Raw genomic sequence first — 12,968 nt, forward strand, 5'->3', positions numbered from 1 at the left:
ACCTTGAATGCACAAGAAAAAATGAGGAGGAGATTTTGTGGAAATTCGGTTATTAAAATATTTCTACACGATTGCGGAGGAAGGGACGATTTCTCAAGCTGCAGAAGTGCTCCACATTACACAACCGACATTGAGTCGACAATTAAAAGAATTAGAAGACGAGTTAGGGACGGCACTATTCACTCGTGATAATCGTAAAATGGTTTTAACGGAAGCGGGGCGTTTTTTAAAAAGCCGTGCGGAAGAGATTTTGAGTTTGACAGACCAGACAATGCAAGCGTTTGAAGATCGTAAAAAACATTTATTTAGCGGTCACTTCACGATTGGTTGTGTGGAAGCAGATAATTCCGATACGCTTTCCTTGATGTTGGAAGAATTTATCAATGATTATTCGGATGTTCGCTTTCATATTCATAGTGGTACCGGAGATGATATCAGCGATCGTCTAGAGAAAGGCTTGTTGGATCTAGCGATCTTGATCGAACCGATTGAAATCGAGAAGTACGAAAAAATCGTTCTTCCACGAAAAGAAACATGGGGCTTTTTGACATCGGCTGATTCTTTTCTTGCGCATAAAGAAGAAATTACACCCGAAGACATCAAAGGTGTGCCTTTATTGATCTCCAAGCGTCCAGAAGTACAGCAAATGTTCAGCCAATGGTCGAAGACACCAGTGGAAGAGTTGCCGATCGTGGGTACCTACAATTTAATATTCAATGTCTTTTCCTTAGTAGAAAACCATGTTGGTTCGGCACTGACTGTTAGTGGCGCTGTTGGTCAGCGAAGGAATGAGGCAATCAAGTTTCTGCCTTTAGTACCACAAATCGAGACCAGCTGTGTATTGGTTTGGAAAAAGAATCGTGTACTGTCGCCAGTCGTTATCGAGTTTATTCGACGATTTCGCGATTCCTTTCAATAATCTCAGCGTAAACATCAAAAGAAGCGGTGATATCCGCTTCTTTTTTGTATTTTGAAACCAGATATGCTTTGTAAGCATAAGGTCTTGTGTGAAAAAGCATTAGCCAATCCAACTCGATTGGCTTACCATTAAATCTATCAGGAAACAAAGAGTAGGAGCTGACACAATGGCGGCAATACTTGTTTGTTCACGAGCTGGTGAAAATCTGATTGAGGGACAGCTCAAAAAAATGGGCATAGGAAATACGCAGATTCTAGCAGAGCAGCTGTCAGAGCAGCTGCAATGCCCCTTTATACTCTTGCCCCTGTGGAACCTTATCCTGAAAGCTATCAGGCGATGGTCGAACAAGCACAAAAAGAAAAAGCTATTAATGATTTTCCCCGCTATCAAACAGTACCGTCTGTGTTTTTTAAAGAACGGATACTATTTGTTGGATTTCCCAACTGGTGGGGGAGCTATCCGAGGATCGTGGCGAGTTTTTTAAAAGACCATCATTTCGATGGGAAGATTATTTTTCCCTTTTGTACTCATGAAGGCTCAGGATTCAGCAATAGCCTAGAAGACTTTAAAAAAACTTGTCCTGAAGCCCTCATTTATCCTGGATTAGCCATCCGTGGGTCACGAGTGAATAAGGCGGATACTGCCATTCAAAATGGGTGAATCAGCATTTCATCACAATAGAAGAAGGAGTCGATCGATATGGTAAAGAAACAAACTGCAGGAAGAGATAATCTAGGGTCATTTGCGCCGAAATTTGCGCAATTAAATGATGATGTGTTATTTGGTGAAGTTTGGTCACGTGAGGCAGAATTGGCTCCTCATACGAGAAGCTTATTAACGATATCTGCCTTGATTTCGGGTGGGAATTTTGAACAATTGACTGCCCATCTGACGATTGGCAAGGAAAACGGGATCACAGCAGAAGAAATCGCTGAGGTGATCACTCATCTGGCTTTCTATGTTGGCTGGCCCAAAGCTTGGTCTGCTTTTAACATCGCCAAAACGGTTTATCAAGAAGAGCTAGCTGAATTGGAGGAAAAATAAATGTCAGAACTCGATGCAGCAAAAGAAGCTGGAATCTTTTCATTAGGCAACACAAATGACGCCTATGCACAATATTTTAACGGTCAGAGTTACTTGAATCCTTTAGTAGCTGATCCAGCGATTCCAGTCAACGTTGGCAATGTGACCTTTGAACCAGGTTGCCGCAACAATTGGCATCGGCATATCGATGGTGGGTATCAATTGTTGTTGGTGACTTCAGGAGAAGGCTGGTACCAAGAAGCAGGCAAGAAACCGCAAAAACTTACTGTTGGTGATGTCGTAGTCATTAAGGAAGGGGTCAAACATTGGCATGGTGCAGCAAAAAATAGTTGGTTTGCCCATGTAGCGATTACTGCTGGTGCTTCAGAATGGTTAGAAGCAGTCAGTGATGAAGAATACGATCAATTGCCTGATGCATAAGCGATGATAAGGCAGCCGTACTGGAAGGCGTGTAACAAATCTTATGGGGTCTCACCTGACTGGGGCAGCCAATAGTGTGGCGAGTCAAAAGAGATCGGAGTGATCAATGTGAATGAATGTACGGTCGAGCCGATGATTCAACCTTTGTAAATAGGAGAGAAAAAAGAAGCGTCCACTTGCACAGCTAACGTGCGAATGGACGCTTCTTTTTGTTTAGCCAAGATAAAATTCAATCAACGTTTTTGCAATTAGTTTTGTCATGGGATGACCTTTAGTAAAGCTTGATGCTAAATAGATCGTCCTTGATAAGGGGAAATCTGCTAGTTCACGTAAAACGAAAGGTGCCTCATCTTCATAGCCCCAAGTAATTTTAGGAAAGAACGTGATTCCTAGTCCTTGATTGATAAGGGAGCGCAACGTCGCCGGATCGTCCGTCGTTGAACCGATAGCCAAACTGATTTTTTTTGCTTCAAAAGCTTCGTCGATGGTTCTACGCAGCGGGCTGTTTTCAACCAGCATCAGCAAAGGCACGTGTTGGATATCGGCAACTTGCAAGTCTTTTTTTTCTGCCAAGGGATGCTTTTTGGGGATCGCCAGTAAGATGGGTTCCGTGAATATTGGCAGATTGGTCAAGCCGTTCTTTGGCTCAGAGGTAATGTAGAAGGCTTGTTCTTTGTTGGTCTCCTTACTGCCGTGCTGCTTGATCGAAAGTTGGATCTCACGGTGCTTTTCAACGAATGTCGCCACCAAGTTGGGCAAGGAAACAGAAGCGACTTCAGAGTAAATCGTCACTGCAGGGACCATTTCTCCATTTAAGGCTTGGATCGCACTCATTCCTTCGTCGAAACGTGCTAACGTCTCAACGACATAGGGATAAAATTCTTCAGCATACATCGTCAACTCGATATGCCGACCGGCATGATAGAACAAAGGAACGCCTAGTTCACTTTCTAGGTGTTTCATGGCACGGCTCAAGGCAGGTTGTGAGATGTATAATTCTTGTGCAGATTGGGTAATATTTTTCGATTCGGCTACTTTTTTAAAGTAGCGTAAATGATCAAGGTTCATCAGATACTCCTCTTTCCATACCTTTTGGTTATGGATATTCACGAAACTGGTATTTTTTATTATAACAAACTTCCGTTATTATGACACAGGAAAGAGAAATTGTTTAGGAGGTGTTTCATGAGTACAGGTTTCTTATACCCAGGACAAGGCAGTCAGACCAGCAAGATGCTTGAGGACGTGCCTGCCAGTTATTTCCATCGGCTAGAACAGGCGACAGGCTTTGATTTACACCCTGTATCGGGGGATCTCAAACAAGATACCGTCTCTATTCAGTTGGCGCTTTTAGTAAAAGCGGCTTTTTACACTGACCAGATGAAAGCATCTGGTGTGCAACCTCAGCTTGTGGCGGGGCATTCGATTGGCGCTTTTTCCGCTGCGTTAGCTTGTGAAACCTTGAGTTTCGAAAATGCCGCTAGCTTGGTCTATCATCGGGCGACATTGATGAAAGAAGCCTATCCGACTGATTATGCCATGGGGGTACTAGTTGGTGTAACGAGAAGTGAAGCAGAAGCGCTCGTAGCAAAAACATTTGATCCTGCTGCTCCCGTCTATTTATCAAATGAAAATTGCCCCATGCAGCATACGATCTCTGGCCATATCAAAGGCTTGCGCAAGACGCTAGCTCAAGCGAAAGATTATCATGCGCAAACCGCCAAACTTTTAGCAGTGCCTGTCCCGTCCCATTGTGTGTTGATGGCAGAACCCGTGAAACGGTTTGCGCCATTTATGAACACGGTATTCCTTGATGTGCCTATCTGTCCGTACCTCAAAAATACGGATGGTCGGATGACCATGAACCCTGAAGAGATCCGTCGAGATTTGCTGCAAAATATTGCTTATCCGGTGCAGTGGAACAAGATTATGGATGTTGCCTACGAAGCAGGACTTGATTTGGCTCTTGAATTTCCTCCTGGCAATACCCTAACAAAACTGATCCAAGCAAAATTTGGTGAAAACAATGCGATCCGTGTGATCAATTTGGATCAACATGGCTTGGATGATGCTTTATTCCTATATCAAAAATGGAGATGAATAGAATGGAAAAACCTGCAAGAAACTGGGCAAGTAAACGTGAAAAGAAGGCCCAAACCATGAAAAAAATCGAGCATCTTCTCGATGGAAAATATGTCCCAACGGAAGCGATCATTGAAGTCTTAGAACAGTTGATCCGTCCGGGAGACAAAGTGGTCCTTGAAGGCGACAATCAAAAACAAGCAAGCTTCCTATCAAAAAGCTTAGAACAAGTCGATGCTCAAAAAGTCAATAATTTGCATATGATCATGTCGAGTATCTCCCGTCCAGAACATTTGACGATATTTGAAAAAGGCATTGCAGCGAAAATCGATTTTTCTTATGCAGGCGCACAAAGTACGCGCGTTGCCCAAATGATTGAAGACAAAACCATGAAATTAGGGGACATTCATACGTATTTGGAATTATATGGTCGCTTATTTATTGACTTGATTCCGAATGTGGTCCTTGTGGCGGCGGACAAAGCCGATCGCCAAGGAAATCTTTATACAGGTTACAATACGGAAGAAACGCCAACGATCGTCGAAGCAGCAGCCTTTAAAGATGGGATTGTGATCGTTCAAGTTAATGAAGTGGTCGATCGTTTGCCGCGGGTCGACATTCCCAGCGATTGGATCGATGTCGTCGTGGTAGCAGACCAACCGTATCAATTAGAAGCCCTCTTTACGAGAGATCCGCAAAACATTACGGAATTACAAATTTTGATGGCGATGATGGCATTAAAAGGAATCTATGCAGAACATGAAGTACAATCGTTGAATCATGGGATCGGTTTTAACACCGCTGCGATCGAGTTACTTTTACCAACCTATGGAGAAACGCTTGGAATCAAAGGGAAAGTAGCGAAAAACTGGGTCTTGAATCCTCATCCAACGATGATTCCAGCTATCGAATCTGGTTGGGTCGAAAGCATCCACAGTTTTGGTGGGGAAGTTGGTATGGAAAAATATATTGCCGCTCGACCCGATGTATTCTTTGTCGGAAAAGACGGTACGATGCGCAGCAATCGAGCATTATCACAAACTGCAGGTCAATATGCCATCGATATGTTTATCGGTTCGACCTTACAACTAGATTATCAAGGAAATTCTTCTACAGTGACGAAAGGCCGCTTATCTGGGTTTGGTGGTGCACCAAATATGGGGCATAATCTGGGGGGGCGTCGGCATTCGACTCCAGCTTGGCAATCCTTGCGGGATGAAACAGATCCTTTAGCAAAAGGACAAAAATTAGTCGTTCAAATGGTTGAAACGTATGGGTCCAATAAAAAACCTGTTTTTGTAGAAACGTTAGATGCGTTGGCTGTCCAAAAGCAAGCTGGTTTAGCCAATGCCCCAATTATGATCTATAGCGAAGATACGACGCATATCGTGACAGAAGAAGGCATCGCTTATCTTTATAAAGCAAATTCAAAAGAGGAAAAACAAGCAGCCATCGCAGCCATCGGTGGTGTAACCCCACTAGGAATGACCAGCACAAAAGCTTCTCTGGATGCCCTTCGCAAAGCGGGGATCGTGAAATTACCAGAAGACTTAGGGATCAAACGCAGTGATGCCAAACGATCATTGCTAGCAGCTCAAACCGTTGATGATTTGATCGAATGGTCCGATGGGTTGTACGAACCGCCAATGAAATTCAGAACGTGGTCTTAATAAGAGCAAGAGGAGAGAAGAAGAGATGGAAAAATTAGCTTATACGTATCAAACAACGAAACCAGTCACCAAAAAAGTCCATGTTGGCGTGGTGGGTTCTGGTGACTTGGAAATTCTGCTTTTTCCAACAGACAAACAAGAAACCACCGTTTCAGTTTGTACAGGAAGTGACGGCTTTGGCGATGTGTGGCAAAATGTCTTGACGCGTTTTTTTGAGCGCTATCCAATCAGTGCGCAAATAGTGATCAACGACTTTGGCGCCACTCCCGGTGTGGTTTACCTACGATTAACCCAAGCAATGGAGGAACTAGCAGATGAAGAATAGTTTTGTAGAATTAAATGCTCGAGAACGGGTGCACGCCTTATTGGATGCCAAGAGCGGTCGTGAATTGATCGATCCATTCGACCAAATGATCGCACCCAATCTGGTGGCTCAAGACATCGTGCCACAAAGCGATGATGGGATCGTTGTGTGTCGTGGAACGATTTCTGGAGAAAACGTGGTCGTGATTGCTATGGAAGGGAAATTCCAAGGTGGCGGTATCGGTGAAGTTTCGGGTGCTAAAATCATCGCTGCATTGACGCATGTGTTGGAAGAAAACCAAAAGGGCAATCCGATCACACCGATCATCATCCTCGATACTGGTGGGGTACGCCTCCAAGAAGCGAATTACGGCTTATTGTCGATCGCAGAAATCGGCAATTTGATCGTTGCAATAAAATCGTATGTGCCAGTGATTGGCTTAGTGCCAGGTCGGGTGGGTTCTTTTGGCGGTATGTCGATTACCTCAGCACTTATGAGCTACTTGATAGCGACGAAGAAAGCCCGTATCGGTTTGAACGGTCCTGAAGTCATCGAACAAGAAGCTGGCGTGAGAGAATTTGATTCCAGTGATAAAGATTTGATTTGGAATACCATTGGCGCCAAACAACGTTTGGAAGCACAAATGATCGATGAACTAGTGACTGACAGTGTCGAATCGATCCAAGAAGCTGTGATTGCGGCGATGGTTGAAAAGAAAGACAGTCATCGCAGCGAAAAAAGTGGTTTTTATCTTTCTCTTTTAAACGAACTTGATCTATCAAAGCCGCTGACTATCGAGGCATACAATAAGGCTCTTGCAGCGCATAAAGCAACTGAAGTGGCACCTATTACTGTAACAGAAGGCCAAGAAGCTGCTGCTGACAGTATCGGTTATCATTGGTTTTCAGCATTGACGAATCTGCAGTTCCCAACCTCAACTAGTGCAACAGTCTATGCAGCTGCATCTGACCTTTTTACTGAAGAAGTCGTTGTTACAGCGATCGTGCCAAACGCAAATAATCCGATGTATCGGGTACGCAATGGAGAAGTTGGTTTAGTCGAAGGGTACGAGATGGGCCATCTGTTAGAAACTGTTTATCACGAAGACAAAGAGAAAGCAATCAAACGGCCAATCGTTGCGGTCATCGATGTCCCTAGCCAAGCGTATGGCTACAATGAAGAATTGATTGGTATTCATGCAGCTTTAGCAAATAGTGCGGCAGCTTATGCCAAACTACGCCAAGCGGGTCATCCAGTGATCGGTTTTATCGCTGGTAATGCGATCTCTGGGGCTTTCTTAGCGCATGGCTTGCAATCAAGTCGTCTGATCGCATTAAATAGTGAAAAGATCACTGTTCAAGCAATGTCAAAAGAAAGTGCAAGTCGAGTCACCAAACGGTCGATTGCAGCGATTGAAGCCGCGGCGGAAAAAGTACCAAGTATTGCTTATGATATCAAAAATTATACGAAACTTGGGGCAATCTTCACTTTCTTATCCTCCATTACGGATCAGTCTGTCACCTCTGAAAGCAAAGCGACTGTAATTGAAGCGATCAATGAGGCGATTGATGATGTGCGTAAAACGAATGACACGATGTTGACCAGTCGCTACACCAATCCGATCGCTAAAAAGAGCGGCCGGCTGGAAACGAATAACGTATTTGAAAAAATGAATGCAGAATGGAATGAGTAACGAATGAACCGTGCCCACGATATCGTTCAATTAGATAAAGAAGTTCTTGATATGATTGATATTCCCAAATGGTTTTCTGAAAAAGAACAGCTTTTTGCGACCGTCCGTCGTGGGAAACCCCGTAACCCCAGCTATTTACCAGTGGGGTTGCGCGGGGAAAAGCGGCAAGAACGGTTTGCCTTTGAGGCACCCTGCAACATGATCAAACGAACGATCCATCCTTGGGAATTGATCACTCGTGAGAGCTTTCGATTCAATGAAGTAGCCAATTATCCAGTTTACCGCAGCTATCAACAAGCACGGCTTTTATTGAAGCACTATTCTTGGGGAATCGGTGGCAGCTTGGGTTTTGAATTGGCTGCAAAACAGGCAGCAATCAAGCCGACAAGTGATTTAGATCTGTTGCTTTATGCCGACACGAAAGAAAAGCTGCCACTGGAACTATTGGAAAAGCAGGCAGCCTTTTTTCAACAGATCGATGTTCAAGTTATCACAAAACAAGGCGGGTTTGCCTTAAAGGAGTATTTGGAACATCCATCAAAAAAAATCTTAGTAAAAACAGACGAAGGGCCAAAACTCACCACTGAGATTTGGTAATTATTAGAAAAGTGAGCGAAAAACATGTTTGAGAACAACGATTTAAAAATCAACATCAGTGATTTCCAAAAAGTATTTGCCGTGACAGCAGTAATGATGCAAACGATTTTGACTTTTGCCTTATCCAATACCCAAGATGAAAAGACTGCAGCATTCATCGGTACCTTCTATGTCTTGGTGAAATTTACCGCACCCCTGTTTATTTTTGCTATTGTTTATAACATGGTTAAGACAAGTCAACATCTGTCTTATCTAGAATTTTTGAAAGAAAAGTTTTTTGAACTTGTCGTGCCATATATGCTTTGGACGACGGCTTATTTATGGCTGTTTCCCGCTGTCCAACAAGGAAAACCTTATACTGACACAGCAACGTTTTTACTGAAATATGTGACGGGGGATGCGGCGCCACACTTGTGGTATACGATCATGATGCTGCAGATCCAATTGTTGATGCCGTTTTTTGTCTGGTTAGGCTACAAAGTGTTGACGAAGAAAAAAGCTGTTTGGCCAGTATTGATCGTCGCAACTGCTTTGTATGTCGCTTGGTATGTGTTTTACGATCGCCAAGTTTTTGAAGGACCGCATCATGAAAGCTGGTATTTATTGGATCGGTTTGTCTTTAGCTTTGTGATCTATGGGATCTATGGCGAAGCCGCTTTGATTTATCACGAAACCGTCTATCGCTTCCTATACAAAATTCGCTACGCTTTCTTACCAGTGGGCTTAGCATTAGGGCTATTATCTGCCAATCATCTGCTACATTATGCAGGTGATCTAAGTTTCGCTCATGCACCGTATTTAAATACATTGCAAAGCTTATATAGCTTAGTATTGATTTTTGCAGTCTTTATGTTTGGATCAACCATGATCAAAAACAATGCCCCTCAGTTAGGGACATTTAAGTGGCTGTCTACTTATGCGTATCGGACCTATCTTGCCAATGTTTTTGTCTTTCAAGTCTTGTTGCTATGCTTCAAAGATTTGTTGCTGCAACTGCCAATGGGTATCATGATCATCGTCGCTTATTTGGCAACTGCCAGCTGTGGTTTTTTAACAAGCTATGTTTTGCATGTTTTATGGGTAACGATCAAAGGTCAAATTAAAAACTAGAGGAGGAGTTGGATGTTTGCATTAGCTGTAGAAGAAAATTGTCGACGACTCGCCCAATTGGTAGAAGAAGCCTTGATTGCAGAAGTGACATTGTCCCCAAAACCTGGGTTAGTGGATGCCATTGATTCAGGTGCCCATCACGATATGGATCAAGCACTCTTTCTACGATCAGCTCGAGCATTGACGCCATACTTTGAAGAAATGGCCTTGGTGTCTTGGGGAAGCAGCATGTCTCAAGAGTTGCGGGAAGCAATCGCTGCAATCGGTCGGAAGGCAGAACAGGCGATGTTGGCAGCCACTGGTGGCATCAACACTCATAAAGGAGCCATCTGGGCATTAGGCTTGCTCATCAGCGCCGTCAGTAGCCAACTTAGTCGCAAACAGCGGATTTTTTTACCAGAAGTCTTTTCTGACATCCAGCTTCTCACTGCATTTCCTGATCGTGCGCTGATTCAACAAACAGAAAGTCATGGCAAAACTGTTCAAGCCAAATATGGACATCTCGGTGCGTATGGGGAAGCTGCTGCTGGGTTCCCTCATGTTCAAATCGCTCTAGCAGATTATTTTTCTCGGGATTGTTCCAATGAGACCAAAAAAAGGCTCCACATGCTGTTGGCGATCATCGCTACGCTGGACGATACGTGTATTTTATACCGCAGCAATCAAGAGGTACTGGCACTGGTTCAGCAACTCGCACAAAAAGCCAATCAGCAAGCGTTGCCGAACCCAGCATTTCATGCACTAGCAGCCTTCTGCCAGTCAGAAAATGTGTCTCCAGGCGGCAGTGCTGATCTGTTGGCTGCCAGCTTCTTTTTATTGTCCATCAACTCGGTTTTACCCGTAAACGAAGGAAAGACCGTTTACCAATAACTCTTTTCCTTAGAAGAAAGGCAACGATTCTTCTAAGGATTTTTTGTTTCATTTTTTCGCTCGATTAAGAAAAATAAAATCTCTTGCTATTTGCATAGTTTAATGATTAGATAATTCTTAGGCACTACTGAAATGCTTCGTTGCTCCATTGCAACGAATAAAGGAGTTACAGATGAAATACTATAATGCTTTTCTTCAAAATCTTGTGTTGCGGCGCTGGACTGTCCTGTTTATGCTTGCGGGCATTCTTTTTTTGTTTCGCAGTCTGATGACCATTCTTTTGCTGACCTTTATCTTTACGTATCTGATTTATCGGCTGGTTCTTTTGCTCCATCGAAAAAGCCATCTGCCCATCAAGCTTACGAGCATCCTGACTTACAGCTTGATTGTTTTTATTCTTTATTTAGTAGCAACAAATTATGTACCCATCATCATCAAACAATCCGTCCAATTAGTCAATTCCGTTGCTGATTTCTACCAACGGACAGACTCCAATAATGAATTGATCGAATATGTCTTGAATCTATTGCAGACCAGCGAATACATCCAGAAATTACAAAGCGGCGTTCTAGTCGTGATCAATTATCTGTATAATTTCGGTGAGTTGGCGTTGACTGTGCTGATCTCCTTTCTGCTTAGCTTCTTCTTTATGATCGATAACAAAAAGACCGTTGCGTTTTCTCGGCTGTTTTTGCAAGGGCGAGGGGCGTGGTTCTTTGAAGATGTTTACTATTTAGGAGCTAAGTTTACGCGGGCTTTCGGAAATGTGATCGAGACGCAGTTGGTGATCGCCTTAGTCAATACAGCGATCACTGTTTTCGCCTTAGCGGTGATGGGCTTTCCGCAGCTGTTGAGTTTGGCGTTGATGATTTTCTTTCTCAGCTTGATTCCTGTTGCTGGTGTGATCATCTCGTGTATTCCATTGACGTTTATTGCCTATTCTATCGGCGGATTTAATGACGTGATCTACATTCTATTGATCATAGTGTTTGTTCATGCGTTGGAATCCTATATCTTAAATCCGCGCTTGATGGCTAATAAAACAGAGATCCCGATGTTTTACACGTTTATTCTCCTGTATCTTAGCGAACATCTCTTTGGCTTGTGGGGCTTGATCATCGGGATCCCATTGTTCACTTTCTTTTTAGATTTAATGAATGTGAAAGAGATTCCGCGATTGCGTAAAAAATCCGATGACACCTTGCAGGACCAATAAAAATGATTGCTATAAAGGATGGCAATTGATAGAAAAAACCATCTCTGCCGATGAAAGGCGAGATGGCTTTTTTATTTCGCAGCAATTTTTTTCGTAAAGGAGACAAAGCAGATTGCTGAAGAGGGGCTTTGAAACATCCCTGTTGCTGAATACCCTAACGAGTGATAAAAGTGAACCAGCTTAGGTTCTTGCAGGATCGTATTCAAACGTAACGTATCTGTTTGAACGAGCCTTTCAATCAGGGTCATTGCTTGTCTACCAATCCCGCGGTTCTCGTAGGAGGGAAGAAGGGCGATGGAAGATAGCTTCGTCGTATGTTCCTGCTCAACCGTCAGTTTTATAAAGCCCACGGTTTTCTGAGCGGTCATGATTAAATAATAAGTGGTATTCGACGCAGAAAACTTTGCGTTTAGCTTCTCGAAACTTTGTAAATAGGGAGAAGTTTCTTTGTCTTGATAACGGAGAAAGAGGGATTTGAAGGCCGCTTTTTGTATCAAGTAGATTGAAAGCAGATCGGAAAGCTTCGCTTCTTTAAGCTGAATGAGCATGCACACCTCCATAAAAAATCAGACATCATTTATTGAAAGACATTGATTCGGCTTAGCAGATCCTGATGGAAAAGCCATCGATTAGCAGTCTTTCATTGGCTCGTTTCTGTTTTGATCCTTCCCTCAACCACAGGTTCACAAACGAAGAGATCCGCAGGGGTTCGTGCCGTCGTTGTTTTATTGAAAAAGATCATTTATCGATGTCACTAAGTCGTCATAGGTTTGACCGGTAGCGATTGCATAAACGGAAAGAAAAAAGACGAGTGCTGCTGCCAACACGTAAAAAATACGGAGGCGATAGCCGTCACCTGTCCGACGATTTTTTACAAAAGTAAAAACCGTCACAGCTAGATAAGCGAAGGTCAATAAACAAATAAGATACGTTATAATTTCTGGAGTCATAAGCGTTTTCCTTTCTTTTTTTATTTGTATAAAAATATACTCAATAAATATAATATAACCATTTCGCTACCGTCAAAGAAAGCGCTCAATTTT

At 43.1% G+C, this 12,968-nt stretch carries 15 protein-coding genes; 12 read left to right on the plus strand and 3 right to left on the minus strand.

What is annotated here, in order from left to right; all coding sequences use genetic code 11:
- Nucleotides 1–37: 37 nt before the first annotated feature.
- The 4 genes from ACTW1R_RS08125 to ACTW1R_RS08140 all read left to right on the plus strand — a co-directional run bounded on the left by ACTW1R_RS08125 (nt 38) and on the right by ACTW1R_RS08140 (nt 2,383).
- Nucleotides 38–919, plus strand: coding sequence for a LysR family transcriptional regulator (locus ACTW1R_RS08125; RefSeq protein ID WP_167821859.1), 882 nt, complete (start codon nt 38–40; stop codon nt 917–919).
- Nucleotides 920–1,201: 282 nt separating this feature from the next.
- Nucleotides 1,202–1,579, plus strand: coding sequence for a flavodoxin (locus ACTW1R_RS08130; protein WP_240935682.1), 378 nt, complete (start codon nt 1,202–1,204; stop codon nt 1,577–1,579).
- A 39-nt stretch (nt 1,580–1,618) separates the two neighbouring features.
- A complete protein-coding gene (locus ACTW1R_RS08135) occupies nt 1,619–1,963 on the plus strand; it encodes a carboxymuconolactone decarboxylase family protein (RefSeq protein ID WP_060791909.1) in 345 nt (114 codons plus the stop codon).
- Complete coding sequence (locus tag ACTW1R_RS08140) at nt 1,964–2,383, plus strand: cupin domain-containing protein (protein ID WP_016609368.1); 420 nt, start codon at nt 1,964–1,966, stop codon at nt 2,381–2,383.
- Nucleotides 2,384–2,596: 213 nt separating this feature from the next.
- On the opposite strand, the gene ACTW1R_RS08145 is transcribed toward ACTW1R_RS08140, so the two are convergent.
- Entirely contained in the window at nt 2,597–3,451 is an 855-nt protein-coding gene (locus ACTW1R_RS08145; protein ID WP_489927553.1) for a LysR family transcriptional regulator, read from the minus strand.
- A gap of 117 nt (nt 3,452–3,568) precedes the next feature.
- Between ACTW1R_RS08145 and ACTW1R_RS08150 the strand changes: the two genes are divergently transcribed.
- The 8 genes from ACTW1R_RS08150 to ACTW1R_RS08185 all read left to right on the plus strand — a co-directional run bounded on the left by ACTW1R_RS08150 (nt 3,569) and on the right by ACTW1R_RS08185 (nt 11,925).
- A complete protein-coding gene (locus tag ACTW1R_RS08150; RefSeq protein WP_271814900.1) occupies nt 3,569–4,483 on the plus strand; it encodes an ACP S-malonyltransferase in 915 nt (304 codons plus the stop codon).
- Nucleotides 4,484–4,488: 5 nt separating this feature from the next.
- Entirely contained in the window at nt 4,489–6,135 is a 1,647-nt protein-coding gene (mdcA, locus tag ACTW1R_RS08155; protein WP_489927554.1) for a malonate decarboxylase subunit alpha, read from the plus strand.
- A gap of 25 nt (nt 6,136–6,160) precedes the next feature.
- On the plus strand, nt 6,161–6,460 hold the full coding sequence (locus tag ACTW1R_RS08160) for a malonate decarboxylase subunit delta (protein WP_005226050.1): 300 nt from the start codon (nt 6,161–6,163) through the stop codon (nt 6,458–6,460).
- The gene (gene mdcD, locus ACTW1R_RS08165) at nt 6,450–8,132 is read left to right on the plus strand and encodes a biotin-independent malonate decarboxylase subunit beta (protein WP_167821862.1); all 1,683 of its coding nucleotides are present in this window, start codon (nt 6,450–6,452) and stop codon (nt 8,130–8,132) included. Before ACTW1R_RS08160 ends, mdcD begins: the two co-directional genes overlap by 11 nt.
- Before the next feature lie 3 nt (nt 8,133–8,135).
- A complete protein-coding gene (locus ACTW1R_RS08170) occupies nt 8,136–8,729 on the plus strand; it encodes a malonate decarboxylase holo-ACP synthase (protein WP_016620112.1) in 594 nt (197 codons plus the stop codon).
- Nucleotides 8,730–8,753: 24 nt separating this feature from the next.
- On the plus strand, nt 8,754–9,839 hold the full coding sequence (locus tag ACTW1R_RS08175) for an acyltransferase family protein (RefSeq protein WP_167821863.1): 1,086 nt from the start codon (nt 8,754–8,756) through the stop codon (nt 9,837–9,839).
- Between the two features lie 12 nt (nt 9,840–9,851).
- Nucleotides 9,852–10,709, plus strand: a complete 858-nt coding sequence (locus ACTW1R_RS08180) for a triphosphoribosyl-dephospho-CoA synthase (protein WP_005231353.1) — start codon at nt 9,852–9,854, stop codon at nt 10,707–10,709.
- Between the two features lie 172 nt (nt 10,710–10,881).
- Nucleotides 10,882–11,925: an AI-2E family transporter gene (locus tag ACTW1R_RS08185; RefSeq protein WP_005226055.1), complete on the plus strand. Its 1,044-nt coding sequence runs from the start codon at nt 10,882–10,884 to the stop codon at nt 11,923–11,925.
- A gap of 71 nt (nt 11,926–11,996) precedes the next feature.
- Here ACTW1R_RS08185 and ACTW1R_RS08190 read toward each other — a convergent pair whose 3' ends face one another.
- Nucleotides 11,997–12,473, minus strand: a complete 477-nt coding sequence (locus ACTW1R_RS08190) for a GNAT family N-acetyltransferase (RefSeq protein ID WP_167821864.1) — start codon at nt 12,471–12,473, stop codon at nt 11,997–11,999.
- 177 nt (nt 12,474–12,650) lie between these two features.
- On the minus strand, nt 12,651–12,875 hold the full coding sequence (locus tag ACTW1R_RS08195; RefSeq protein WP_167821865.1) for a hypothetical protein: 225 nt from the start codon (nt 12,873–12,875) through the stop codon (nt 12,651–12,653).
- Nucleotides 12,876–12,968 lie beyond the last annotated feature (93 nt).

It is taken from the genome of Enterococcus sp. R12 (assembly GCF_058135755.1).

What these genes read in the sequence shown, in the direction of transcription:
- ACTW1R_RS08150 (WP_271814900.1), top strand. Translation starts at nt 3,569, where the DNA reads ATGAGTACAGGTTTCTTATACCCAGGACAAGGCAGTCAGACCAGCAAG.
- ACTW1R_RS08170 (WP_016620112.1), top strand. Translation starts at nt 8,136, where the DNA reads ATGAACCGTGCCCACGATATCGTTCAATTAGATAAAGAAGTTCTTGAT.
- ACTW1R_RS08175 (WP_167821863.1), top strand. Translation starts at nt 8,754, where the DNA reads ATGTTTGAGAACAACGATTTAAAAATCAACATCAGTGATTTCCAAAAA.
- mdcA (WP_489927554.1), top strand. Translation starts at nt 4,489, where the DNA reads ATGGAAAAACCTGCAAGAAACTGGGCAAGTAAACGTGAAAAGAAGGCC.
- ACTW1R_RS08140 (WP_016609368.1), top strand. Translation starts at nt 1,964, where the DNA reads ATGTCAGAACTCGATGCAGCAAAAGAAGCTGGAATCTTTTCATTAGGC.
- ACTW1R_RS08160 (WP_005226050.1), top strand. Translation starts at nt 6,161, where the DNA reads ATGGAAAAATTAGCTTATACGTATCAAACAACGAAACCAGTCACCAAA.
- ACTW1R_RS08145 (WP_489927553.1), bottom strand. Translation starts at nt 3,451, where the DNA reads ATGAACCTTGATCATTTACGCTACTTTAAAAAAGTAGCCGAATCGAAA.
- mdcD (WP_167821862.1), top strand. Translation starts at nt 6,450, where the DNA reads ATGAAGAATAGTTTTGTAGAATTAAATGCTCGAGAACGGGTGCACGCC.
- ACTW1R_RS08185 (WP_005226055.1), top strand. Translation starts at nt 10,882, where the DNA reads ATGAAATACTATAATGCTTTTCTTCAAAATCTTGTGTTGCGGCGCTGG.
- ACTW1R_RS08190 (WP_167821864.1), bottom strand. Translation starts at nt 12,473, where the DNA reads ATGCTCATTCAGCTTAAAGAAGCGAAGCTTTCCGATCTGCTTTCAATC.
- ACTW1R_RS08180 (WP_005231353.1), top strand. Translation starts at nt 9,852, where the DNA reads ATGTTTGCATTAGCTGTAGAAGAAAATTGTCGACGACTCGCCCAATTG.
- ACTW1R_RS08135 (WP_060791909.1), top strand. Translation starts at nt 1,619, where the DNA reads ATGGTAAAGAAACAAACTGCAGGAAGAGATAATCTAGGGTCATTTGCG.
- ACTW1R_RS08130 (WP_240935682.1), top strand. Translation starts at nt 1,202, where the DNA reads ATGCCCCTTTATACTCTTGCCCCTGTGGAACCTTATCCTGAAAGCTAT.
- ACTW1R_RS08195 (WP_167821865.1), bottom strand. Translation starts at nt 12,875, where the DNA reads ATGACTCCAGAAATTATAACGTATCTTATTTGTTTATTGACCTTCGCT.